General features: G+C 66.9%; 28 protein-coding genes and 1 pseudogene. 16 read left to right on the top strand and 13 right to left on the bottom strand.

What is annotated here, in order from left to right:
- Nucleotides 1–118 precede the first annotated feature (118 nt).
- Nucleotides 119–229 (bottom strand): annotated as a pseudogene (locus ACP7A3_RS18975) (spermidine synthase); the annotation flags it as partial.
- 172 nt (nt 230–401) lie between these two features.
- On the opposite strand from ACP7A3_RS18975, the gene ACP7A3_RS18970 reads away from it, so the two are divergent.
- Complete coding sequence (locus ACP7A3_RS18970; RefSeq protein ID WP_017977926.1) at nt 402–752, top strand: DUF6481 family protein; 351 nt, start codon at nt 402–404, stop codon at nt 750–752.
- 214 nt (nt 753–966) lie between these two features.
- On the top strand, nt 967–1,992 hold the full coding sequence (locus ACP7A3_RS18965) for a hypothetical protein (protein ID WP_426256861.1): 1,026 nt from the start codon (nt 967–969) through the stop codon (nt 1,990–1,992).
- A gap of 167 nt (nt 1,993–2,159) precedes the next feature.
- On the opposite strand, the gene ACP7A3_RS18960 is transcribed toward ACP7A3_RS18965, so the two are convergent.
- Nucleotides 2,160–2,498, bottom strand: coding sequence for a DUF2794 domain-containing protein (locus tag ACP7A3_RS18960; protein ID WP_017977924.1), 339 nt, complete (start codon nt 2,496–2,498; stop codon nt 2,160–2,162).
- A gap of 13 nt (nt 2,499–2,511) precedes the next feature.
- Nucleotides 2,512–3,216, bottom strand: a complete 705-nt coding sequence (gene epsC, locus ACP7A3_RS18955; RefSeq protein WP_426256862.1) for a serine O-acetyltransferase EpsC — start codon at nt 3,214–3,216, stop codon at nt 2,512–2,514.
- A gap of 204 nt (nt 3,217–3,420) precedes the next feature.
- Between epsC and ACP7A3_RS18950 the strand changes: the two genes are divergently transcribed.
- From ACP7A3_RS18950 to ACP7A3_RS18930, 5 genes are all read left to right on the top strand, one after another.
- Entirely contained in the window at nt 3,421–4,194 is a 774-nt protein-coding gene (locus ACP7A3_RS18950; RefSeq protein WP_426256863.1) for a sulfite exporter TauE/SafE family protein, read from the top strand.
- Between the two features lie 138 nt (nt 4,195–4,332).
- Nucleotides 4,333–4,896 (top strand): alkyl hydroperoxide reductase subunit C, encoded by a 564-nt coding sequence (gene ahpC / locus ACP7A3_RS18945; protein ID WP_063688025.1) that lies wholly within the window; start codon nt 4,333–4,335, stop codon nt 4,894–4,896.
- 101 nt (nt 4,897–4,997) lie between these two features.
- Complete coding sequence (ahpF, locus tag ACP7A3_RS18940; RefSeq protein WP_426256864.1) at nt 4,998–6,584, top strand: alkyl hydroperoxide reductase subunit F; 1,587 nt, start codon at nt 4,998–5,000, stop codon at nt 6,582–6,584.
- 223 nt (nt 6,585–6,807) lie between these two features.
- The gene (locus ACP7A3_RS18935; RefSeq protein WP_017977919.1) at nt 6,808–7,710 is read left to right on the top strand and encodes a hydrogen peroxide-inducible genes activator; all 903 of its coding nucleotides are present in this window, start codon (nt 6,808–6,810) and stop codon (nt 7,708–7,710) included.
- 24 nt (nt 7,711–7,734) lie between these two features.
- A complete protein-coding gene (locus ACP7A3_RS18930; RefSeq protein ID WP_020486403.1) occupies nt 7,735–8,349 on the top strand; it encodes a fasciclin domain-containing protein in 615 nt (204 codons plus the stop codon).
- Nucleotides 8,350–8,497: 148 nt separating this feature from the next.
- Here the strand turns inward: ACP7A3_RS18930 and ACP7A3_RS18925 are convergent, their stop codons facing one another.
- The 4 genes from ACP7A3_RS18925 to ACP7A3_RS18910 form a co-directional block, all read right to left on the bottom strand.
- Nucleotides 8,498–8,941 (bottom strand): molybdenum cofactor biosynthesis protein MoaE, encoded by a 444-nt coding sequence (locus ACP7A3_RS18925; protein ID WP_426256865.1) that lies wholly within the window; start codon nt 8,939–8,941, stop codon nt 8,498–8,500.
- Nucleotides 8,938–9,195, bottom strand: coding sequence for a molybdopterin converting factor subunit 1 (gene moaD, locus ACP7A3_RS18920; protein WP_426256866.1), 258 nt, complete (start codon nt 9,193–9,195; stop codon nt 8,938–8,940). Before moaD ends, ACP7A3_RS18925 begins: the two co-directional genes overlap by 4 nt.
- Nucleotides 9,196–9,200: 5 nt before the next feature.
- On the bottom strand, nt 9,201–9,767 hold the full coding sequence (gene pgsA / locus ACP7A3_RS18915; RefSeq protein ID WP_116462409.1) for a CDP-diacylglycerol--glycerol-3-phosphate 3-phosphatidyltransferase: 567 nt from the start codon (nt 9,765–9,767) through the stop codon (nt 9,201–9,203).
- 144 nt (nt 9,768–9,911) lie between these two features.
- On the bottom strand, nt 9,912–10,052 hold the full coding sequence (locus ACP7A3_RS18910; protein WP_294282024.1) for a hypothetical protein: 141 nt from the start codon (nt 10,050–10,052) through the stop codon (nt 9,912–9,914).
- On the opposite strand from ACP7A3_RS18910, the gene ACP7A3_RS18905 reads away from it, so the two are divergent.
- Nucleotides 10,051–11,340, top strand: coding sequence for an MFS transporter (locus ACP7A3_RS18905; protein ID WP_043059460.1), 1,290 nt, complete (start codon nt 10,051–10,053; stop codon nt 11,338–11,340). The genes ACP7A3_RS18910 and ACP7A3_RS18905 overlap by 2 nt on opposite strands.
- 16 nt (nt 11,341–11,356) lie before the next feature.
- Here ACP7A3_RS18905 and ACP7A3_RS18900 read toward each other — a convergent pair whose 3' ends face one another.
- On the bottom strand, nt 11,357–11,524 hold the full coding sequence (locus ACP7A3_RS18900; RefSeq protein WP_017977913.1) for a hypothetical protein: 168 nt from the start codon (nt 11,522–11,524) through the stop codon (nt 11,357–11,359).
- A 96-nt stretch (nt 11,525–11,620) separates the two neighbouring features.
- Between ACP7A3_RS18900 and ACP7A3_RS18895 the strand changes: the two genes are divergently transcribed.
- Nucleotides 11,621–12,082 carry a GreA/GreB family elongation factor gene (locus ACP7A3_RS18895; protein ID WP_426256867.1) on the top strand — a complete coding sequence of 154 codons (462 nt, stop codon included), beginning with the start codon at nt 11,621–11,623 and terminating at the stop codon, nt 12,080–12,082.
- A 198-nt stretch (nt 12,083–12,280) separates the two neighbouring features.
- Here the strand turns inward: ACP7A3_RS18895 and ACP7A3_RS18890 are convergent, their stop codons facing one another.
- Nucleotides 12,281–13,609 (bottom strand): MFS transporter, encoded by a 1,329-nt coding sequence (locus ACP7A3_RS18890; protein WP_063688013.1) that lies wholly within the window; start codon nt 13,607–13,609, stop codon nt 12,281–12,283.
- Between the two features lie 201 nt (nt 13,610–13,810).
- Here ACP7A3_RS18890 and cyoA point away from each other — a divergent pair, with 201 nt between their 5' ends.
- Genes cyoA through ACP7A3_RS18865 form a run of 5 tightly spaced genes read left to right on the top strand, consistent with a single transcriptional unit; the run spans nt 13,811 to nt 18,704 of the window.
- On the top strand, nt 13,811–14,929 hold the full coding sequence (gene cyoA, locus ACP7A3_RS18885) for a ubiquinol oxidase subunit II (RefSeq protein ID WP_017977910.1): 1,119 nt from the start codon (nt 13,811–13,813) through the stop codon (nt 14,927–14,929).
- 7 nt (nt 14,930–14,936) lie between these two features.
- Nucleotides 14,937–16,985 (top strand): cytochrome o ubiquinol oxidase subunit I, encoded by a 2,049-nt coding sequence (gene cyoB / locus ACP7A3_RS18880; protein ID WP_043059430.1) that lies wholly within the window; start codon nt 14,937–14,939, stop codon nt 16,983–16,985.
- 6 nt (nt 16,986–16,991) lie between these two features.
- Entirely contained in the window at nt 16,992–17,621 is a 630-nt protein-coding gene (cyoC, locus tag ACP7A3_RS18875) for a cytochrome o ubiquinol oxidase subunit III (RefSeq protein WP_017977908.1), read from the top strand.
- The gene (cyoD, locus tag ACP7A3_RS18870; RefSeq protein WP_063688007.1) at nt 17,618–18,022 is read left to right on the top strand and encodes a cytochrome o ubiquinol oxidase subunit IV; all 405 of its coding nucleotides are present in this window, start codon (nt 17,618–17,620) and stop codon (nt 18,020–18,022) included. The genes cyoC and cyoD overlap by 4 nt, the downstream gene beginning before the upstream one ends.
- A gap of 4 nt (nt 18,023–18,026) precedes the next feature.
- Nucleotides 18,027–18,704 carry an SURF1 family protein gene (locus tag ACP7A3_RS18865; protein WP_426256868.1) on the top strand — a complete coding sequence of 226 codons (678 nt, stop codon included), beginning with the start codon at nt 18,027–18,029 and terminating at the stop codon, nt 18,702–18,704.
- Between the two features lie 123 nt (nt 18,705–18,827).
- Here ACP7A3_RS18865 and ACP7A3_RS18860 read toward each other — a convergent pair whose 3' ends face one another.
- The 3 genes from ACP7A3_RS18860 to ACP7A3_RS18850 are packed head-to-tail and all read right to left on the bottom strand — an operon-like array spanning nt 18,828 to nt 20,660.
- The gene (locus tag ACP7A3_RS18860) at nt 18,828–19,004 is read right to left on the bottom strand and encodes a DUF4169 family protein (RefSeq protein WP_426256869.1); all 177 of its coding nucleotides are present in this window, start codon (nt 19,002–19,004) and stop codon (nt 18,828–18,830) included.
- On the bottom strand, nt 19,004–19,549 hold the full coding sequence (locus ACP7A3_RS18855) for a transcriptional regulator (protein WP_426256870.1): 546 nt from the start codon (nt 19,547–19,549) through the stop codon (nt 19,004–19,006). The genes ACP7A3_RS18860 and ACP7A3_RS18855 overlap by 1 nt, the downstream gene beginning before the upstream one ends.
- Nucleotides 19,550–19,586: 37 nt before the next feature.
- On the bottom strand, nt 19,587–20,660 hold the full coding sequence (locus ACP7A3_RS18850; RefSeq protein WP_426256871.1) for a GNAT family N-acetyltransferase: 1,074 nt from the start codon (nt 20,658–20,660) through the stop codon (nt 19,587–19,589).
- A gap of 142 nt (nt 20,661–20,802) precedes the next feature.
- On the opposite strand from ACP7A3_RS18850, the gene ACP7A3_RS18845 reads away from it, so the two are divergent.
- Together ACP7A3_RS18845 and ACP7A3_RS18840 are read left to right on the top strand one after the other, a co-directional pair.
- Entirely contained in the window at nt 20,803–21,252 is a 450-nt protein-coding gene (locus ACP7A3_RS18845) for a DUF2721 domain-containing protein (protein WP_017977902.1), read from the top strand.
- Nucleotides 21,249–21,650: a DUF4345 domain-containing protein gene (locus tag ACP7A3_RS18840; protein ID WP_426256872.1), complete on the top strand. Its 402-nt coding sequence runs from the start codon at nt 21,249–21,251 to the stop codon at nt 21,648–21,650. The genes ACP7A3_RS18845 and ACP7A3_RS18840 overlap by 4 nt, the downstream gene beginning before the upstream one ends.
- Before the next feature lie 37 nt (nt 21,651–21,687).
- On the opposite strand, the gene ACP7A3_RS18835 is transcribed toward ACP7A3_RS18840, so the two are convergent.
- Nucleotides 21,688–23,271: an amidase gene (locus ACP7A3_RS18835; RefSeq protein WP_426256873.1), complete on the bottom strand. Its 1,584-nt coding sequence runs from the start codon at nt 23,269–23,271 to the stop codon at nt 21,688–21,690.
- Between the last annotated feature and the right edge of the window lie 122 nt (nt 23,272–23,393).

Below are 23,393 nucleotides of genomic sequence, written 5' to 3'. Positions count from 1 at the left end.
CTGGTAACGGGGCGCGACTTGGCGGTGGACGGCAGCACGATCATGGCCGACGCCAGCCGCGAGAAGAAGCTGAAGGGGGCCGTCGCCGCAGACGAGCTTCGTGCCGGGGAAAGCATATCATCAACTCGTTGCGTTCCAGCACGATCATGAAATCGCCACCGCGGCGGAACAGGCGCAGCGGCTCGCCGCCCGGCACCTCGGCGGTTCCCAATAGCTCGCGCGGGGTCATCGATCGCGTCCTTCGTTGCGGCGAAAGGCGCCGCCCTACACGCTCGCCCGCCGCACCGCGAGCCGGTTCCACACGCAGCGTTTTGGAGAATGCGACGTTTTGCTGTAACGGCACGCCGCCGAGGTCGCATCGTCGACCCGTCAGCCCGACAATAAGGAATACCGTTCACCACATGGCCGCCTACAAACCCCAGACGTTCCAGGAGCGCGCCGCGCTGTCCGCCAAGGCCAAGGAGGCCGCACTCGAGAAGCTGCGCAACCGTCCGCAGGTCGACGAAGCGGTTCTCGCCGAGCGTATCGCAGCCGCCGAAGCCAAGGAAGCTGCGCGCGCCAAGGCGAGCGCCGAAAAGAAGGCCGCACGCGAACAGGCGATCGCCGAGAAGAAGGCCGCGGCCGAAGCCGCGCGCATCGCTGCCGAAGAAGCCGCCGCCAAGGCCAAGCCCCGCATCCCGACCGAGGCGGAGATGAAGGCCGCGCGCGACGCCCGCTACGCCGCCCGCAAGGCCCGCGTCGGCAAGCGCTGATCCCGCGTGGATGACGGCGCGGCTCATCACCGCTCAGGCGAGTCGCCCGTCACACCCACCGGAACTCCACCGTCATGTAGCCCTTGTGGCCACAGTGACGGAGCGAGGAACTCCCTCGTCCGCTAAGCGCCCAAACACCCAAGATATTAGTGTGTTGAACAAATAATACACTACTGATAACCTCCCCCGATCGGCAACTTGGGGAAGGATCGCCATGTATAGCGAAAGCGACATCGATGGCGCGGTGGCGGCGGGGGCGATCTCCGCCGACGCCGCGGCGGCGCTGCGCGCGCACATCGCCGCGGCGCACGCAGCACCGGCGGTGGACGAAGAGCATTTCCGTCTGCTCACCGGCTTCAACGACATCTTCGTCTCGATCGCGATCGTGCTGCTGCTCGTCGCGGTGGGGCAGATCGGCACCACGTTTGCCCGTCCGCTCAGTGGCGTGTTCGTCGCGGGCACGGCATGGGTGCTCGCGGAATATTTCACCGCCAAACGCCGAATGGCACTGCCCAGCATCCTGCTGTTGATCGCCTTCGTCGGCGGGGTCGCTGGCGGTCTGTTCGAGGGCGTGCAGGCCATCGCGCCAAACCTCGGTGATCGCGCGGGAGCGCTGGCGATCGCGGGCATCGGCCTGGCCACCGCCGCAGCAGCGTGGCTGCACTGGCGCCGCTTCATGGTGCCGATCACCGTCGCCGCCGGGGCGGCCGCATTGGTCGCAACGGCGATCGGCCTGATCCTCGCCGCCATCCCCGACGTGAAGGATGCGGTATGGCCACTGCTGCTGGTCGGCGGCCTTGGCGTCTTCGCCGCAGCAATGCGCTGGGACATGAGCGATACCGAACGCAAGACGCGCCGGTCGGATGTCGCCTTCTGGCTGCACCTCGCCGCTGCACCGATGATCGCACATTCGATCTTCCAGATGCTGGGCGTGTTCCGCGGCGATATCGGCGCAGGGATGGCCGTGGTGGTGCTGGCGCTCTACGTCTGCTTCGCCGCCATCGCGCTGGCGGTCGACCGGCGCGCGCTCCTGGTGTCGGGCCTCGCCTATGTGCTGGCCGCGCTCTACGCGCTGTTCCGCAGCGCCGGCGCCATCGAACTGGGCGCGGCGCTCACCGCCTTCGTCATCGGATCGGCGCTGCTGTGCCTGTCGGCCTTCTGGCAGCCGATGCGCCGCGCCGTCGTGACCGCTCTGTCGCAATCGCTCCGCCGCCGGCTGCCACCGGTGCAATACGCTTGAGGGGCCGGGGAAGGCGCCGCCTTCCCCGTCATCCTCTGATCCGAGCGGCGGTCACCGCAGCGAGGGCTACGGTGTCTCGCGGCGTCGGCTCCTCGCTATAACGAGGATATCTCAGCCTTCGCTCAGATGACGGCTAATGGGCTGCCGCTAGGCCAATGCCCCCGCCGTCAGTCGACCAGCTTCATCAACCGCCGCTCGATCGGCGCCAGTACCGGGCCGAGCTCCTGGCCGCGCTTCAGGACCATGCCCTGCTCGCCAATCAGCGCCCACATGCCCTGCCGCGCACGCAGCGCGGGGCGTTTCTCGATACGGAATTCGGGACGTTCGGCGGTGCGGCGAAAGGCGGCGAAGACCGCGGCATCCTTGCCCAGCTCCATCGCATAGTCTTTCCAATGCCCCGCCGCGACCATGCGGCCGTACAGGTCGAGAATGCGGTTCAATTCGACGCGTTCGAACCCGACCTGTCCCGGCTCGCGTCCCAGCGGAAACGGCGTGACGATCCCCATCAGGCCCCGCCCATCACGCTCTGTCACGCTCCGCCTGCGGCACGGCGTCGTCCGCCCGTTCGGCGAGCAGCGCGTCCAGCCGCTTGCGCATCGATTCCAGCTCGCAGCGCATCATCTCGATCTTCTGCGTCGCCGGATCGAACATCTCGCTGCACGGCGTGCCATAGGGCACGAAGCGCGAGGGCGCTTCGGCCGCACCGCCCTCTACCATCGTCGGCCGCGCCGGGATGCCGACCATCACCGCACCGGCCGGCACGTCGCGCGTCACCACCGCATTGGCACCGACGCGTGCGCGCGGACCGACCAGGATCGGCCCCAGCACCTGCGCACCCGATCCGATGATGACGCCATCGGCCAGCGTCGGGTGGCGCTTGCCTGCGACGCCATTGTCGGGGCTGGTCCCGCCCAGCGTCACGCACTGATAGATGGTGACGTCGTCGCCGATCTCCGCCGTCTCGCCGATCACGACGAAGCCATGGTCGATGAAGAAATTGCGGCCGATCGTCGCGCCCGGATGGATGTCGATCGCGGTCCATGCCCGCGCGAAGTGATTGACCGCCCGCGCCAGGAAGAACAGCCGCCGCCGGTACAAAGCATGCGCGACGCGGTGCAGGCCCAGCGCCCAAACGCCCGGATACAGCAGGATTTCGGCGCGCGAATGCGGGGCCGGATCACGCGCCCGGATCGAATCGAGATAGGCGGCCAGCCGTCCGAACATCCGTTACTTCCCCTTGCCCTTCCGGCTCGTCATTCGCTGCATGTAACGCTTCGGCGGCGTAATTTCCATGGTTCCGCCGCAAAGCCGTCGGCAGAGACCGCGCGGCTTGGGGGCGGCAAAGCCCAGCTTTGTTGTGGGAATTGGCCACAGCGGGCACGATGCGGCCAATGCGTCTTTGCCGGGCGCCGGGAGTTACCGCCTGCGATGCCTGATTTTTTAACTGCGATCGACTGGTCCCAGGTGCTGCCGTTCATCGCGATCGGCTTTGCGGCGCAAGTCATCGATGGCGCGCTCGGCATGGCGTTCGGCGTCATCAACTCGACCCTGTTGGTGACGGTGATGGGCGTGCCGCCCGCGGTCGCCTCCGCCAGCGTCCATGCGGTCGAAACCTTCACCACCGCCGCGTCGGGCGTCAGCCACGTCGTACACCGCAACGTCGACTGGAAGCTGTTCCGCCGGCTTGTCATCCCCGGCATGATCGGCGCGGTGGCCGGCGCGAAGCTGCTCAGCACGATCGACGCCTCGGTCGCCAAGCCGTTCGTCATGGCCTATCTCGCGTGCATCGGCCTGTACCTGCTGTTCCGCGCGGTCGGTGGCGAGATCAAGCCGCGCAAACCTCGCGTCGTCGCGCCGCTCGGTTTGGTCGGCGGCTTCCTCGATGCCGCGGGCGGCGGCGGCTGGGGTCCTGTCGTCACCTCCAACCTGCTGATCCAGGGCGCGACGCCGCGCCACACGATCGGCACGGTCAACACGGCGGAGTTTTTCCTCACCGCCACCGCCTCGGTCACCTTTTTCTCCGTGCTCGGCTGGTCCGCCTTCACTTTGCACACGCTCGGCATCCTCATCGGTGGCCTCGTCGCGGCGCCGTTCGGCGGCATTCTTGCCAAGCGCGTCCCCACCCGCCACCTGATGGCGCTGGTCGGCGTGTTGCTGACCCTCACCAGCGCCTGGTCAATTTATTCCGCAGCTGCAAAGTGATACGCTCGCGCTTGCGGTAGAAAAATGCCAGCGCCCTCGTACTAATCGATCACATCGATCATGCGGCGCAAACAGATCAATTTTGCATTGCAGCATGATCGCCTATATCGGCTCCACACCATTCAACGGAGACGACCCATGGCCCTCATCGGCAGCAAGCTGAAGCCCTTCACCACGCAAGCCTACAAGGAAGGCAAGTTCGTGTCGGTCAGCGACACCGACGTGCTCGGCAAGTGGGCGGTGTTCTTCTTCTATCCGGCCGACTTCACGTTCGTCTGCCCGACCGAACTGGAAGATCTCGCCGACGTATATCCCACGCTCCAGAAGATGGGCGTCGAGGTGTACAGCGTGTCGACCGACACCCACTTCAGCCACAAGGCGTGGCACGACAGCTCGCCCGCGATCGGCAAGATCAACTATTACATGCTGGGCGACCAGAACCACGCGATCAGCAACAACTTCGAAATCCTGCGCGAAGGCCAGGGCCTCGCCGATCGCGGCACGTTCGTGATCGATCCCGACGGCGTGATCCAGCTGATCGAAGTGACGTCGGAAGGCGTCGGCCGCAACGCCGCCGAACTGCTGCGCAAGATCAAGGCCGCGCAGTATATCGCCGCGCATCCGGGCGAAGTCTGCCCGGCGAAATGGGAAGAGGGCGAAGAAACGCTCGCCCCCAGCCTGGACCTCGTCGGCAAGATCTAAGCCGGCTGCCCCCCGGGGCCACGGCACGCGCGGCCCGGGGCGGACCATCCGCCTCGGGCCGTTCGCTTTTTACGTAGACTCATTCCTTTCGGGAGCCTCCCATGCTCGACGCCAATCTGACGCAGCAGCTCAAAGCCTATCTGGTTCACGTCCGCTTCCCCGTGGAGCTGGTCGCGAGCCTGGGGCAGGACGCCAAGTCGCAGCAGATGCGCGAGCTGCTCGACAAGATCGCCGCGCTGTCGGACAAGGTCAGCGTCACCACCGGCGATGACGACCGCACCCCCAGCTTCCTGATCCGCCGCACCGGCACGGACATCGGCGTCCGCTTCGCCGGCCTGCCGATGGGCCACGAATTCACCTCGCTGGTGCTCGCGCTGCTCCAGGTCGGCGGCCACCCATCGAAGGCGGCGCAGGACCTGATCGAGCAGGTCGTGGCGCTCGATGGCGACTATCATTTCGAAACCTATTTCTCGCTGTCCTGCGCCAATTGCCCCGACGTCGTGCAGGCGCTGAACCTGATGGCGGTCCTCAACCCGCGCGTGACGCACACCGCGATCGATGGCGCACTGTTTCAGGACGAGGTCGCCAGCCGCAAGGTGATGGCAGTGCCGACCGTATTCCTGAATGGCGAACCCTTCGGCCAGGGCCGGATGGAGCTGGAACAGATCGTCGCCAAGCTCGACACCGGCGCCTCCGCGCGCGCGGCCGAAAAGATCGGGGCCAAGGACGCGTTCGACGTCCTCGTCGTCGGTGGCGGCCCTGCTGGTGCCGCTGCGGCGATCTACACCGCGCGCAAGGGCATCCGCACCGGCATCGCGGCGGAACGCTTCGGCGGGCAGGTGCTCGACACGATGGGGATCGAGAATTTCATCTCGGTGCCGCACACCGAAGGCCCGAAGCTCGCCGCAGAGCTGGAACGCCACGTGCGCGACTATGACGTCGACATCATGAATCTGCAGCGCGCGGAAAAGCTGGTGCCCGCGGGCGCCGACGGCCTGCACGAAGTCGTGCTCGAAAACGGCGCGTCGCTGAAGGCGCGCACCGTCATCCTCTCGACCGGCGCGCGCTGGCGCACGATGAACGTGCCGGGCGAGGCGGAATACCGCAACAAGGGCGTCGCCTATTGCCCGCATTGCGACGGCCCGCTGTTCAAGGGCAAGCGGGTTGCGGTGATCGGCGGCGGCAATTCGGGCGTCGAAGCGGCGATCGACCTTGCCGGCATCGTCGCGCACGTCACGCTGATCGAATATGACAGCGAATTGCGCGCCGACGCGGTGTTGCAGCGCAAGCTGCGCAGCCTCGCCAACGTCACCGTCCTCACCTCTGCGCTAACGACGGAAGTCCATGGCGATGGCGACAAGGTCGTCGCTTTGTCCTACCGCGACCGGAATAGCGAGGCGGTGCATCGGGTCGATCTCGCCGGTATCTTCGTGCAGATCGGCCTCGTCCCCAACACCGAATGGCTGGCGGGAACCATCGCGCTGTCGCCGCGCGGCGAAATCGAAATCGACCACCGCGGCCACACCTCGCAACCCGGCATCTTTGCTGCGGGCGACGTGACGACCGTGCCGTACAAGCAGATCGTGATCGCAATGGGCGAAGGGTCGAAGGCAGCACTGTCGGCCTTCGACCACCTGATCCGCATGCCGGTGGAAGAGACCCGCGACTGGGAAGAAGCGGCGGAGTAATCCTCAAGGCAGACGATCGCCTAGCACTACCCGTCACCCCGGACTCGTTCCGGGGTCCACCGGGCGGCAAGGGGGTGGCAAGAGGCTCCAGCCCTCCCCCCGCGGCTAAGTGGACCCCGGAACGAGTCCGGGGTGACGAGTTTTGCCGGGCAGCCGCCACGCCAGCCAACCCGCCAGACTTAGGACTGGCATCCCCCTGCCCCACCCCCTATCTCGCCAGCCCATGGCGGCGACCTACCTCCCCACGCTCAAACAGCTGCAATATCTCGTCGCGCTGAAGGACCATGGCCATTTCGGCCGCGCGGCCGAAGCGTGCTTCGTCACCCAGTCCACGCTGTCGGCGGGTCTGCGCGAACTCGAAACGCTGATCGGCGTCACTCTCGTCGAACGCACCCGGCGCGTCGTCCGCTTCACGCCGCTGGGCGACCGGATCGCGGACAAGGCGCGCCGTGTGCTGCGCGAGGCGGAAGAATTGGGGGACATCGCCCGCGCTGCCGGCCGGCCGCTGTCGGGCGAGATGCGGATGAGCGTCATCCCGACGATCGCGCCCTTCATGCTCCCCCACATCCTGCCCCGCCTGCGCCGCGACTATCCCGACCTCAAGCTGTTCCTGCGCGAAGAGCCTTCGGGCGCTGCATGCGAGGGCTTGCACAATGGTCGCACCGATTGCGTCCTGCTCGCTTTGCCCTTCGCCTGCGGCGACGTCGCCAGCCAGCCTTTGTTCGACGATCGTTTGTTCGTCGCCTATCAGCCGCAGGACATGCCGTCGGACCCGCCCGCCGTGCCCGCCGCGCTGATCGACGAGACGCGGCTGCTGCTGCTCGAAGACGGGCATTGCCTGAAGGACCATGCGCTCTCGGCGTGCAACCGCCCGGAATTGCGCGCGGAAGCGACGATGCTCGGCACCTCGCTGCACACGATCGTCCAGATGGTCGACAACGGCCTGGGCATGACGATGCTGCCCGAAATGGCGCTGAAGGCAGGCATACTCGATCACACCAATATCGTCGCCAAACCGCTGGACGCCGACAATGCGGTGCGGCGTATCGCATTGGTCTGGCGCCGCGCGTCGCCACGCGAAAAGGATTTCCAGCTGCTTGCCGAGGCGCTGGCCGAAGCCCGGTAAGGGCCGAGAAACACAGGAGTGTGCGTGACCCGACCCTACGCCCGATCGATCCGCCGGCTCGGCCCGTCCGTCCTGCTCGCCAGCCTTGCCGGCTGCGTGCCGCCCGCCACCGCGCCGGTAGTCGCGCCACCGCCCGTCGTATCCGCGCCGGCACCGGTGGCGGTCGATCCCAGCCGAATGGAGTCGGAAGCGACGATCGCTCAGTCGGTCGCGACGACGCCCGGCCTCACCACGCTCGCGCGGGAGCTGCGCGTCGCCGAACTCGATCCGCTTCTGGCGGGCAACGGCCCCTACACGCTGTTCGCGCCGACCGACATGGCCTTCACCCGCCTGGCGCCGGGCATCGCAGGCGATCTGCTCGCGCCGGAGAACCGGCCGACGCTGGTGGCGCTCCTGCGCTACCATATCGTCCCCGGCACCATGACCACCGAGCAGCTGGAGGCGCGCATTGCAGCAGGCGGCGGCCGCGCGACGCTGACGACGCTCGGCGGCCAGCCGCTGACTGCGACGATGACCGGCGACGTCATCACACTGACCAGCGCCAGCGGCAATCGCAGCTATGTCGAGGCGGCGGATGTCGCGCAGGCGAACGGCGTGATCCACGTCGTCAATGGCGTGCTGGTGCCGCGGCTGCCGTAAGGCGGGCGGCCATCCCTTCCTTCGTCGTCACCCCGGACTTGGTCCGGGGTCCACCGGGCCACAGGGGGGCGGCAAAAGGCTCCAGCCAACCCCTTGCTGCAAGGGGACCCCAGACCAAGTCCGCGGTGACGGGTGTAGGAAAGGCGCCCTAGCGCCCCCACCGCGCCGCCGCGTCGGCGTCACTGTCTCGCGCCTCCACCCAGCGCGCCTCGCCGCCGCGGGTCTCACGCTTCCAGAACGGCGCATCGGTCTTCAGCCGGTCGATCAGATAGGCGCACGCCTCCAGCGCCGCCGCACGGTGCGGCGCGGCCGCCGCCACGAATACGATCCGCTCGCCCGGCGCCATCGGCCCGACGCGGTGAACGATCGTCGCCGCGCCCAGCGCCCAGCGCGCCGTCGCCTCCTCCGCCAGCCGCGTCAGCGCAGCCTCGGTCGCGCCGGGATAATGTTCCAGCTCCAGCGTCCCCACGCCGTCGTCGCTGCGGACGAGGCCAGTGAAAGTCGCGATCGCCCCGGCGCCGTCCGCGCGTTCGACCCCGTCCATCTCCGCCGCCAGATCGATCGGCGCGGGCGAGACGTGGACGCGGATCATCCGCCCGTCACAGGCGGGAACAGCGCCACCTCGCGCGCACCGGCGATCGGCGCGTCGAGCGTCACGAACGCCTGATCCACCGCCGCCCGCAACCGCGCGCGATCGGTCAGCGCCGCGGCGGAGGCATCGTCACGCGCCGCCAGCCAATCGACCAGATCGGCGACGCTCGCCAGCGTGTCCGGCGCGTCCACCGTCTCACCCGCCCGGCCCATGCCCTCCCGGACCCAGGCGAAATACAGCATGTCGATCCGCATCGCGCTCAGTCCATGTGCTTCAGGCCGACGCGCAGGTAATCCCAGCCCGTCACCAGCGTCAGCGCCGCTGCGCCCCACAGACAGCCGAGGCCGGCGACCTTGATCCACACCTGCGCCGGCAACGCGCCCGCCAGGATCAACGCGCCAAAGGCGACGAGTTGCAGCGTCGTCTTCCACTTGGCGAGCTTCGACACCGGCAGCGACACCTGCAGCCCGGCCAGGAACTCCCGCAGCCCGGATACGGCGATCTCGCGCAGCAGGATGATCAGCGCCGCGATCAGATGCACGCCGGTGATCAGCGCGCTGTCGTCGTGCCGCGTTCCGACCAGCATCAGGATGACCGCGGCGACCATGATCTTATCCGCGATCGGATCGAGGAAGACGCCCAGCTTCGACACCGCGCCTTGCGCGCGCGCAAGGTAGCCGTCGAAATAGTCGGTAATCCCCATCAGGCAGTAGAGCGCGAAGGCGATGGCGAACCCCGCCTCCCACCGCGGCCACCACAGAAAGGCGACGAGCAACGGCACCGCGACGATCCGCGACAGCGTCAGAAGATTGGGCAAGGTCAGCATCGTGGGTCTCTCCTAACCCGCTGCGGGCCGGGAAGTAATGATGTTTTGCACATCGCTGCGAAACATGTGCGAGCGCCCTCCTCAACCGTCATTCCCGCGCAGGCGGGAATCCAGACGCGCTACCATATCGATGGAGCCGCAGCGTCAGAGGTTCTGGATTCCCGCCTTCGCGGGAATGACGACCTGCGCGGGGAAGCGCCCGCCCACCCAACCCCGGTTGGCGTCGCGCCGCCACTGGGCTATGCCCGCCGCAATCCTGCCACGATCGAAGGCCGTGTTCCGCATGATCAATGCTTTGGGGTTGCTGAAGCAGCGCCGCTTCCTGCCCCTCTTCACGACGCAGTTCCTGGGCGCCTTCAACGACAATCTGTTCAAGACGTCGATGGTGCTGTTCGCGACCTATGCGATCTTCAACGATCCGAAGGTGGAAACGATCTTCAACGCGGTCGCCACCGGCATCGCGATCCTGCCCTTCTTCCTGCTCTCCGCGCTGGCGGGTCAGCTCGCCGACAGCCACGACAAGGCGCGGATCATCCGCATCGTGAAGACCGCGGAAATCGGCATCATGCTGCTCGGCGCGGGCGGCCTGATGGTGGCCCGTGCGGGCTATCCGCACGTCGGCATCGGCCTGATGCTGGGCGCGGTGCTGTTCCTGGGCGTCCATTCGACCTTCTTCGGCCCGATCAAATACGCCATCCTGCCGCAGCATCTGAAGGCGCACGACGTCCTCGGCGGCACCGGCCTGGTCGAGGCGGGCACGTATCTCGCCATCCTGATGGGTACGATCATGGCGGGCTGGGTGCCGATCGAGGGCGCGGCGATCCTCGTCCTCGTCATTGCCGGCATCGGCTGGATCACCGCCCGCGCGGTGCCGCCCGCGCCGCGCGAAGGGCCGCGACTGAAGCTCAACTACAACCCCTTCACCGCCTCGTTCCGCCTGATCCGCACGACGATGCACATCCCGCGGCTGTTCCTGGCGATCTGCGCGATCAGCTTCTTCTGGACGATCGGGTCGGTGCTCATCATCATCTTCCCGCCGCTGGTGAAGAACGTGCTGACCGCCGACGAGCGCGTGGCGAGCGGTGCGATCGCGATCTTCTCGGTCGGCGTCGCGATCGGCTCCGTGGTCATCAACACGATGCTGAAGGGGCGGATCAGCGCGCGCTATTCGCCGGTATCGGTGATCGCGATGGGCGCGTTCGTCGTGCTGTTCTCGTTCCTGTGCCGCGGCTGGACGCCCGCGGCGCCGGGCCATTTCTACGACTGGGCGCAATTCGTCGCCCAGCCGCGCGCCATCCCGATCATGCTGTCCCTGCTCGCGATCGCGACCACCGGCGGGATGTTCGTCGTGCCGCTCTACGCCTTCCTGACGACGACCGTGGAGAAGGATCAGACCGCGCGCACCGTGGCGGCGAACAACGTCGTCAACTCGGGCGCGATGACGCTGGGTTCGATCGCCGCGATCGGGATCAACGTCGCGGGGGTTCAGGCGGTCGACATGCTGTTCCTGGTCGCCGCCATGTGCCTCGTCTCCGCATGGATCGCGCAGAGGCTGCATCTCGCCTGCGACTGAGGCAGGCGCGCGGCATTCAGAACAGGAACGTATAAAAGCAGGTGAAGAAGGCGGCGAAGCTGAGCAGGAACAGCTTCCAGTCGCTGTCGTCGCTCTTGCGGGGATCGACCACCTTCGGCGGCGGCAACGCGCGACGGAAAGGATGCCGGGCGGATTCGTTGGTGAGGACGAGGCGTCTGGTCATAGCAAAGGCGTTAACGCCGCGTTTACGATTTGGACCAGCGGCAAAGGTGGTTAAGCCCCGCCTGTCCGATGGTGGGACAGTGATGGAGAGGATGAGATGAGCGTCGCCTTCCGCCGCGAGAGCGACGAAGAACATCTGGAACCCAAGTTCGAACGTCCCCTGCCAGCCGGCCCCAATTGGGTGACGGCAGCAGGCAAGGCCTTGATCGAGCGCCAGTTAATCGACCTAGAAGCCAGGCTGGCCGACGCCGATACCGAACAGGCGGAGGCGATCCGGCGTGATCTGCGCTATTGGCAGACGCGGCGCACGACCGCGATCGAGACGCCGGCGCCTGCGGACGGTAGCGCCGGCTTTGGCACGATCGTAACGATCCGGATGGGCGGTCGCACGCGCGAGATCGGTATCGTTGGCGATGACGAATCGGAACCGCAGGCCGACCGGCTGTCGTTCCAGTCGCCGCTCGCGCGCGCGCTCATGGGAGCCGAACCCGGCGACGCCCTGCCCTTCGGTGGCCGCGACGATGCGATCGAGGTGCTGTCGGTCCGCGCGATCGACTGACGGCGCCGTATCTTACGCCTTAGAAAACGTCGTCGCCCCAGCGCAGGCTTGAGCCCCCGCCGGCCTTTGCCACGCGCCACCACCGGGGGGCCAACCCCTCGCTATGACGACGGCCGCTTCAACCACCTGCCCCGCAACGCAAAACGCGCGCCGGCCAGAAGCCGACGCGCGCTCGCATACCTCGTAAGGCAACGTCGATCAGTCGAGACGGCGTGCCAGTTCCTTGTTGAGGCCCAGCGCCACCAGCGTGCCGATCGCACCCGACAGCAGATAACCACCCGCGGCGATCAGCCCAAACTCGCTGGCCAGCACCAGCGCGGCGAGCGGCGCGAAGCCCGCACCGAACAGCCACGCGAGGTCCGACGTCAGCGCCGCACCCGTATAGCGCGCACCCTTGGGGAAGTTGTTGGTCACCGCGCCCGACGACTGGCCGAAGGCGAGGCCGAGCAGGATGAAGCCGCCGATCATGAACGCGAGCTCACCCGAGCTGCCCGCACCGAGCAGCTGCGGCGCAAAACCGCTGAACACCGCGATCGCCGCCGCGGTATAGCCGAGCACCGAACGCCGCCCGATCCGGTCGGCAAGCAGGCCCGAGATGACGACCGCGCCCAGCCCGAAGAAGGCGCCGACGATCTCGATCCCCAGGAAGCGCGCGATGTCTTCCTTGGTGAACAGCGCGACCCAGGACAGCGGGAACACCGTCACCATGTGGAATAGCGCGAAGCTGGCGAGCGGGGCGAAGGCGCCGATGATGATGTTGCGCCACTGCGCCTTCACCGTCGCGGTCACGCGGCTGGGGGTCAGCTCGCGCGTCTTGAACAGCTGGGTATATTCCGGCGTCACAACGATGCGCAGCCGGGCGAACAGCGCGACGACGTTCAGCGCGAAGGCGACGAAGAACGGATAGCGCCAGCCCCACGACAGGAAATCGCCCATGTCCATATTGGACAGGAAGAAGGCGAACAGCGCACTGGCGACGATCAGGCCGAGCGGCGCACCGAGCTGCGGCACCATCGCGTACCAGCCGCGCTTCTCGGCCGGCGCATTGAGCGCGAGCAACGACGCGAGGCCGTCCCACGCGCCGCCCAGCGCGAGGCCCTGGCCGATGCGGAACAGCGACAGCAGGATCGCCGACCAGATGCCGACTTCGGCATAACCGGGCAGGAAGGCGAGCGACACGGTCGACGTGCCGAGCAGGAACAAGGCGATCGTCAGCTTCGTGCCGCGGCCGTAGGTGCGGTCGACCCACATGAAGATCTGCGTGCCGATCGGCCGTGCGATGAACGCCAGCGGGAAGAGAGCGAACGACCAGAGCGTGCCGGTCAACCGGTCGACGTAAGGGAACACCAGCGCCGGAAAGACGATGACCGAAGCGATGGCATAACAGAAGAAGTCGAAGAATTCGGACGTGCGGCCGATGATAACGCCGATCGCGATCTCGCCCGGACGGACCTCATGGTCGCCCCGCGTGTTGACGGCACGGGCATCGCGTTCAAGCGGTGCGGAATGGGCGGAAGCCACTGACATGTATCGCAGTCCTGTCGTCTCACGGCCTTTCGGCCACCGGTCGTCAACGCACGTCGTGTCCTTTCGGACGCAGCGCGCGCACGACCTTCTAGCGCGCGAACGACGGGGACGGGATAGGACAAAATGTCCTATTTTGCGGTGCAGCGAACGGGATTAGCGCGAATGACGATGCGAACCCTTCCGTCCTTCCGCGCGGCGCGCATGCGCACCGCCGCCCTCGCGCTCCTCGCGCCGGCCCTTTTGGGTGGGTGCGATCTGGTGGTGATGAACCCGGCCGGCGATGTCGCGCGGCAACAGGCCCATCTGATCCTGTGGTCGACCGGCCTGATGCTGCTGATCATCGTGCCTGTGATCGCGCTGACCGTCCTGTTCGCGTGGAAATACCGCCACACGAACGAAGACGCCGAATATCGCCCGAACTGGGACCATTCGACGGGGCTCGAGCTGATCATCTGGTCGGCCCCGCTGCTGATCGTCATTGCGCTGGGCGCGCTGACCTGGATCAGCACGCACAGCCTCGACCCCTATCGCCCGCTCGCGCGCATCGCGCCCGGCCAGCCGGTGGCGAAGAACGCGAAGCCGCTGGAAATCCAGGTCGTCTCGCTCGACTGGAAGTGGCTGTTCATCTACCCCGAACAGGGCATCGCGACCGTCAACGAGCTGGTCCTGCCCGTCAACCGTCAGGTCGTCTTCCGGATGACCTCGTCGTCGGTGATGAACACCTTCTATGTCCCCACCATGGCCGGCATGATCTACACGATGCCGGGCATGGAGACGCAGCTGCACGCCGTGCTGAACAAGCCCGGCCGGTTCGAAGGTATTTCGGCCAACTATAGCGGCGCCGGCTTCTCCGACATGCGCTTCACCGTCGATGGTTTCGACGATGCCGGCTTTGCCAAGTGGGTGTCGGAAACGCGCAGCGCGCAGGGCAAGCTCGACAATGCGACCTACCTGAAGCTGGAGCGTCCGAGCGAAAAGGTCCCCGCGATCCGCTACGCCGGCTTCGCGCCCGGCCTGTTCGACCGCATCCTCGGCATGTGCACCAAGCCCGGCGAAACCTGCATGCAGGCGACGATGATGAAGGATGGTGGGATGGACATGGGCCATGCCCCTCCCGTCAACGACACCGGCCACATGCGCGGCAGCGATTCGAAGGGCGCGCTGCAGAAGGAGCCGGAGGAAAAGGGCAGCAGCCCGCACCGTAACGCCCCCCGCCAGCAAGCCCCCGGCAGCAGCCAGCCCGGCAGCGAAGCCAACCGCAGCATGACCGCGATCGATCCGCTGCCCCTTCCCGGCGTTACTGCCGTGGCCCGTTCGTAGGACCGACATGATGTCCGATAGCTTTCTCAAGACCATCTTCGGGCGCCTGACGCTCGACAGCTTCCCGATCCACGAGCCGATCCTGGTCGCGACCTTCATCATGGTCGCGATCGGCGGTGCGGCGGTGCTGGGCGCCCTCACCTATTTCAAGGTGTGGGGCTACCTGTGGAAGGAATGGTTCACGTCGGTCGATCATAAGAAGATCGGCGTGATGTACATGGTGCTCGGCATCATCATGCTGCTGCGCGGCTTTGCCGACGCACTGATGATGCGTGCGCAGCAGGCCATGGCGTTCGGCGCCAACGAAGGCTTCCTGCCCGCGCACCATTACGACCAGGTGTTCACCGCGCACGGCGTCATCATGATCTTCTTCGTGGCGATGCCCTTCGTCACCGGTCTGATGAACTATGTCGTGCCGCTGCAGATCGGCGCGCGCGACGTGTCGTTCCCGTTCCTCAACAACTTCAGCTTCTGGATGACCGCGGCGGGTGCGGCGATCGTCATGGTTAGCCTGTTCGTGGGTGAGTTCGCCCGCACCGGCTGGCTGGCGATGGCCCCCCTGTCGGGGCTCGATTATTCGCCTGACGTCGGCGTGGATTATTACATCTGGGGGTTGCAGGTCGCCGGCGTCGGCACCTTGCTATCCGGCGTCAACCTGCTCGCGACCATCGTCAAGATGCGCGCGCCGGGCATGTCGCTGATGAAGATGCCGATCTTCACCTGGTCGGCGCTCGCCACCAACACGCTGATCGTCGCCGCCTTCCCGATCCTGACCGCGGTGCTCGCGCTGCTCAGCCTCGATCGCTACCTCGGCACGCATTTCTTCACCAACACCATGGGCGGCAACCCCATGATGTACGTGAACATGATCTGGATCTGGGGTCACCCGGAAGTGTACATCCTGATCCTGCCGGCGTTCGGCGTGTTCAGCGAAGTTACCAGCGCCTTCTGCGGCAAGCGGCTGTTCGGCTATACGTCTATGGTCTACGCGCTGCTGGTCATCACCATCCTGGCGTACCTCGTCTGGCTGCACCACTTCTTCACCATGGGGTCAGGGGCGAGCGTCAATTCGTTCTTCGGCATCACCACGATGATCATCTCGATCCCGACGGGCGCGAAGATCTTCAACTGGCTGTTCACCATGTACAAGGGGCGCATCCGCTTCGAACTGCCGATGATGTGGACGGTCGCGTTCATGATCACCTTCGTGATCGGCGGCATGACCGGCGTGCTGCTCGCGGTGCCGCCCGCCGACTTCGTGCTGCACAATTCGCTGTTCCTGATCGCGCACTTCCACAACGTGATCATCGGCGGCGTGCTGTTCGGCATGTTTGCCGGCATCAACTTCTGGTTCCCGAAGGCGTTCGGCTTCAAGCTCGACAAGTTCTGGGGCACGATCAGCTTCTGGTTCTGGGTCGTCGGCTTCTACGTCGCGTTCATGCCGCTATACGTGCTCGGCCTGATGGGCGTGACACGCCGCTTGCGCCACTTCGAGGATCCGTCGTTGCAGATCTGGTTCATCGTCGCGGCGATCGGCGCGCTGCTGATCGCGGTGGGCATCGGCGCCTTCCTGATGCAGATCTTCGTCAGCATCAAGAATCGCGACAGCCTGCGCGACGAGACCGGCGACCCGTGGCAGGGCCGCAGCCTGGAGTGGGCGACCTCGTCGCCGCCGCCGGCCTATAACTTCGCGTTCACGCCGGTCGTCCGCGATGTCGACGCCTGGTACGACATGAAGGCGAACAACGCCGTGCGTCCGACCACCGGCTTCCGCGACATCCACATGCCGCGCAACACCGGCACGGGCGTGATCCTGGCGGGTCTGGCGGTGGTCTTCGGCCTCGCGATGATCTGGTACATGTGGTGGCTCGCCATCCTGTCCTTCGTTGGGATCGTGGCGGTCAGCATCGGCCATACCTTCAACTACGACCGCGATTATTACATCCCCGCCGAGGAAGTGACGGCGTGCGAGGACCTACGCACGCAGCAACTCGCCGCCCGCGCGGCCCAGCAGCCGGCCCAAACCCCGGCCCAAACCCCGGCAATGGGGGCCTGAGGAGTCATGAGCGAAGCGACCATTCCCCCGGGCACCCAGGCCCCGGTCTTCTACGAGACCGACGAACATCATCACGACGCCGGCGGCAGCACCATGCTGGGCTTCTGGCTGTACCTGATGAGCGACTGCCTGATCTTCGCCATGCTGTTCGCAGCCTATGGCGTGTTCGGCAGCAGCTATGCCGGCGGCCCGCAGCCGCACGAGATCTTCGAGCTGCCGTTGGTGGCGCTCAACACCTCGATGCTGCTGCTGTCGTCGATCACCTATGGCTTTGCGATGCTGTCGATGAACGACGGCAACGTGAAGGGCACGCAGGGCTGGCTGGCGATCACCGGCTTGTTCGGCCTCGCCTTCCTCGGGATCGAGCTCTACGAATTTTCGAACCTGATCGCCGAGGGCGCCGGTCCGCAGCGCAGCGCGTTCCTGTCGTCGTTCTTCACACTCGTCGGCACGCACGGCCTGCACGTCACCTTCGGCATCATCTGGCTGGTGACGCTGATGGTACAGGTCGGCCGCAAGGGCCTGATCCCCGCCAACCAGCGTCGCCTGCAGTGCCTGTCGCTGTTCTGGCACTTCCTCGATGTGATCTGGATCGGCGTCTTCACCTTCGTCTACCTGCTGGGAGTGCTGCGATGAGCGCGCACAACGCACACGATCATGCGCACGATCACGGCCATGGCCATGACCACGGCCATTCCTCGGGTGAGGCGCACGGCACCCGCCGCGATTATGTGATCGGCTTCGTCCTGTCGGTGATCCTCACCGCCATTCCGTTCGGACTGGTGATGAGCGGCGTCATCGCCGACGCGCGGATCACGGCGGGCATCTGCATGGCGTTCGCGCTGGTGCAGATCGTCGTCCACATGATCTACTTCCTCCACATGAACTCCAAGTCGGAGAATGGGTGGACGCTGATGGCGCTGATCTTCACGGTCATCATCGTGGCGATCTGCCTCGCCGGTTCGATGTGGGTCATGTATCACATGAACGCCAACATGATGCCGGGCATGAGCGGCGGCGACATGGGGGCGATGTAGCCCCATGAATCGTGGGCGTGCGATCACGACCGGCCTGTTGCTGTTCGTGATCGCCGCGCTGATCGGACTGGGCGTCTGGCAGCTCGAACGCCGGACGTGGAAACTGGCGCTGATCGCGCATACCGAGGCGATGCTGGTGCAGCCGCCGGTGCCCGCCCCCGGACCGGATCGCTGGCCCGCCATCGGCAAGGACGATGTCTACCGCCCCGTCGTCGTGCGTGGGCATTATCGCACCGACGCCGACACGCTGGTGCAGGCGGTGACGGAACTGGGCGGCGGCTTTTGGGTGATGACGCCCTTCGATACCGATCGCGGCTTCACCCTCTTGGTCAACCGCGGCTTCGTCCCCGCCGACCGGCGGACCGGAATCGCCCCCTCCCCCGCCATGCAATCCATTCGTGGCCTATTGCGGCTGAGCGAACCGGGTGGCGCGTTCCTGCGCACGAACGACCCGGCGGCGGACCGCTGGTATTCGCGCGACATCGTCGCGATCGCGGCGCGCCGGCGATTGGGTGGAATCGCCCCTTATTTCATTGATGCGAGCGAACCCAAAAGCGGGTGGCCGCGCGGCGGGCTGACCGTGGTGCGGTTCCGCAACAGCCACTTGGTGTATGCGCTGACCTGGTTCGGACTGGCCGCGCTGGTCGCGGCGATGGCGTGGCGGGTGCGGCGGCGCGTTTAAGCCGCCGACGCGCCGCGCCTGCCTCACCCTTCCGGCGCTTCGCGCCTCCCTCCCTCTCCCAATGGGAGAGGGAAGAGCCGCCGAAGGCGGCGAAGGGTGAGGGTGGGCGCGATGCCCTATTCCTCAATCCTCCAGTTTCGCCCCATCCAGCGTCCGCTCGATCCGCGCCGCCTCGGCGCCTGCGGCCTCACGCTCCGCCTTGGTCCGCCCGAACTTCGCGCGGTTCGCATCGGCAACCCTGCCCGCCGCGGCCCGGTCCCGTGCCTTGCGGGCGCGGCGGAAGTTGACCACCTCGCCCATCAGGCCCCCGCGCGCTCTTCCGCGGCGCGCTTCACCAGCCCCCAACGACGCCATTCGTCGCGCGCATCGGCCAGCGCCCGATGCGCCGGCACGTCATGATCGCGCACCTCGCCCAGTACGACGGCATCGGCCACCGCCCGCCCCAGTTCGACATCCGGCACCACCCCGCGCAGGATCGCGGTCGCCGTCTCGCGCTGCGCCTCTTCGCTGTCGCGCAATCGCAGCGCGTGGCGCGGCTGCTTCGCTGCGCGCAGCAGTGCGCTCAGCCATTTGCCGTCCCACGACGGCGCACTCGCGAACAGGGCATGGCCGCTGAGCACATCGATCATCCGCTGCGCAACCACGTCATGCGGCGTGCCGTTCGCCTCAATCTCGGCGCGCGTGATATGGTGGATCGCCTCCGCCTCGTTGTCCCAGTCCGACCATTGCAGCGGCGGGCGGATCAGGTGGCTTTCCTCGGTGCCGTCCTCGAACACCCAGGCGACCTCGATCGGATAGCTTTTCTTGGCGAGCGACGAGGCTTCGAAATCGAGGAAGACGAACATGATGGCTCAACGCCTACGCGCTGGGGCCGGGTTCCGTCTACTGCCCCGATCGCCGCCATGCACCCGCAGCGAGCCGCCCGACCAGCGCAGGCACGCCCGGACGCACCAGCAGCCAGTCGCGGATCGCCGGCCCCCGATCGGCGCCGATCACCTGCTTGTAGCCGCTGTCGCCCGCCCCCCAGTCGACCCGCGTGATCCCCCGCGTCTGTGCCTGCACGAGATTGCGGTAATAGAGCAGCTTGCCGGGCGAATGCTTGGCATAGGCGGGGTCGTAGCTGTTGGCGATCGCGTATGTCATCGCTCCCGCGTCCAGATCGAACGAAAAGGCCGCAGGCGTGCCGTCGATGGTCAGCAAGGCCGCGCGCATCCTTTGCGCCAGCACCGGGTCCCGCGCCGCCGCGCGCCAGAAGGCGCCATGGCCATGCCGTGTGAACTTGGCATCGCGGCCGTCGGTGCGCGATGCGATCCAGCTCGCCTGCTCCACCGCCGCCAGATCGTCGAATGCCGCCGGCCAGTCCGCCCCCGACAGGAAGCGCCAGTCGGGCACGCCATGGCTCGCGAGATGCTTTTCGTGGAAGCGGTTCTTGCGCAGCGTCGACCCGCGCGGCCACGCCCCCTCCTGCTGCCGCGCCGCCATGTCGAGCAGCCAGCTGTCCGCGACGAACCGGTCGAGCACCGCCCACCCTTGCGCCCGCGCCGCGGCGATCAGCGGCATCACCGCAGCATCGTCGTCATAGACCGGCCCGATCCGCAGCAGTGTGACGGCGCGCGCCAGCGTCGCCAGCGCCACTCGCAGCACCGCCTCCCCCGCGTCGGCGGCGAGCGGAAAGCTGCGAAACGGCCAGTAGCTGCCCGGCACCGCCGCCGCGCGCGCGAACCCTGGCCCGATACCGACGAACGGCAGCGCCAGCGCGGGCCGCCCCTCCTCCTCGACCACCAATGTCCGGGCCCTGCCGCCATAGGCGTCCAGCGCCGCGGCATACCACCCATAGCGCAGGAAGCCGTGCGTCGACGCCGCCCGCGTCGCCACCGCGTCGATCGCCACGGACAGGCCATCGTCGATCCGCGCGCGCGCAGCGGGAGGCAGACGTTCGAACGTCGAAAGGCGCATCGGCGACCGCACGTCCGCGGGTCTATCGCTCGATCGGCGGCGGGCAACGAAAATCCGCTGATCGCGGCCCCGTGATCGACAAACTGCCCGCCCGGCACGGATCGGCCCTTTCACGCGGCGCCGTCCCGGATATGATGGTGCCATGCCCACGTTGCTCCAGGTGTCCACGATCGCGCAGACGATCCAGCTGTCGCTCGCCCCCGTCTTCATGCTGGCGGCGATCGGACAGATCCTGAACGTGCTCGCCGGCCGCCTCGCCCGCGTCATCGATCGCGCCCGCGTGCTGGAAGAACGGGTTATCGCTGAAAGCGGCCGCGATCAGCAACGTGACATCTGGGAATTGAAACTGCTCGACGAGCGCATGTCGATCATCAACGCGGCGCTGTTCCTCGCAGTGTTAAGCGCGGTGATGGCGTGCATCGTCATTGCGATGCTGTTCGTCGCCAATATCGCGCGGCTGCATATCGGCACCGGCATCGCCTTCTGCTTCATTGTCGCGGTGACGCTGCTCACCTGCTGCCTCGCCGCCTTCATGTGGGAGGTGCGCGTGTCGCTCCGCGCCATCCACGTGCGAAAGGAAATCCTGTCGTGAGCCCCGCGATGGAGCGCCGTGCGCTACAAATCGTGGTGGCGCTCGCCTGTCTCGTCCCGCTGTCGGTCGGCGGCTGGAGCGTGGCGCGGGGGCCCGGCTTTCTCGGCCATCCCCCGGTGATCCCGACCGATCTCGACAGCCATTTCCGCTACATCTCCGGCATCTTCTTCGCCGTCGGTATCGCATTCGCGACGTGCATCCCCGGGATCGAGCGCAAGGGCCCGCGCTTCCGCCTGCTGGGCGCGCTGGTGGTGGCAGGCGGCCTCAGCCGGATCATATCGCTGGTCGCGGTCGGCGCACCGTCCGCGGGGCATGTGTTCGGCTTCGCAATGGAGCTGGGCGCCGTGCCGCTGCTGATGCTGTGGCAGTGGCGCCTGGAGAAGCGTTTCCGCGCCTAATCCACCTCACCCGCGGGGTGAAGGTGGGTGCGGGACCTCAGCGACTCCCTTCCAGCCCCGCCCCCACATCCGCCTGCGCGAGATAGCTCGGCGCCACGCGCGCCTTCGCCCGCTGCTCGTAAGCATAGCCAGCGCCCAGCACCGTCGCCTCGGCGTTCTTCGTCGCGATGAACGACAAGCCCACCGGCAGCCCCCTCACCAGCCCCATCGGCACGGTGAGATTGGGATAACCGGCGATCGCCGGCAGCTCCGACGACGACGGTCCGTTATATTGATCGCCATACACGGGATCGCTCAGCCACGCCTCGGCATAGGTCGGCTCGACCAGTATCTGTGCGCCCGCCGCCGCCAGCATCCCGTCGATCGCACCGCTCGCCGCCTTCACCGATTTCGCCCGCGCCGCCACATATTCGGGATCGCGCAGGCCTTTGGTCTGCGCCGCCATCTCGAAAATCTCCTGCCCGAAGAACGGCATTTCCTGCGCCGCATGATCGCGATTGAAGGCGATCAACTGGTTGAGGTCGCGCGCCGTCACCGCCGACGGCGTCGTCGCGAGATACGCGTTCAGGTCAGCCTTCAGTTCGGTCTTCAGCACCATGAATTCGGCATCGCCCACCCCATCGAGCTTGGGCGGCGTCACCGGCACCAGCACCGCGCCCGCCGCGGTCAGCACGGCCAGCGCCGCGTCGTAGCGCGCGGCGAGGTCCGCGGGCATGTCCTTCGGCCGAATGACACCCACGCGCATCCCCGACAGCGCACTGACCGACAGCCCCGCCGCATAGTCCCGCGGAACCGCGCCCGCCGTCACCGGATCGGCGGGATCGGGCCCGACCATCGCCGAAAACAGCACCGCCACGTCGCGCACGCTGCGCGCCATCGGCCCGGGCGTGTCCTGCGAATGGCTGATCGGCACCACATGCGTGCGACTGACGAGGCCGATCGACGGCTTCAACCCGACAAGGCCGTTGATCGATGACGGGCACACGACCGACCCGTCGGTTTCCGTCCCCACCGCCGCCGCGGCGAAGCTCGCCGCCACCGCCGCGCCCGATCCGGACGAGGATCCGCACGCGGTACGATCCAGCGCATAGGGGTTTTTCACCAGCCCGCCGACCGCGCTCCACCCGCTCATCGCGTGCGTCGAGCGGATATTCGCCCATTCGCTCAGGTTCGTCTTGCCAAGGATCACCGCGCCCGCCGCGCGCAGCCGCGCCACCACCGGCGCGTCGCGCCCGGTGACATTGTCCTTCAGCGCCAGGCTGCCTGCGGTCGTCGCCATCCGATCGGCGGTTTCGACATTGTCCTTGATCAGCACCGGCACGCCATGCAGCGGCCCCCGGATACGCCCCGCCTTGCGTTCGGCATCCAAGGCCTTCGCCTGCGCCAACGCGTCGGGATTGATCGCGATGACGCTGCGTAGCGCCGGCCCCTTGCGATCCAGCGCGGCGATCCGGTCGAGATAGGCGCGCGTCACCTCGACGCTCGTCGCCTTGCCCGCGGTCATCAGCGCCTGCACCTGCTCCAGCGGCACCTCTTCGACCGTCACCCGACGCGCGACAGCCGGCGTTGCAAGCACGGCGCTCGCCAGCAGAAAACCCAACGCGATCCGACGCATATCCATCCCCTTTGCGGCGGGATGCTAGCCGAGCGCGCGGCCTGCACAAGTCCCCTCCCCACGCCCACCCGCGATTGACGCGCCATTGAACCCACGGCACCTCCGCGGCGTTCACCCGCATCAATCTC

The organism is Sphingomonas sp. DC5200-1 (assembly GCF_049897245.1).
Taxonomy (GTDB): domain Bacteria; phylum Pseudomonadota; class Alphaproteobacteria; order Sphingomonadales; family Sphingomonadaceae; genus Sphingomonas; species Sphingomonas aquatilis.
The sequence above is the reverse complement of the archived record's forward strand: the minus strand, read 5'-3'. Positions and strand labels throughout refer to the sequence as shown.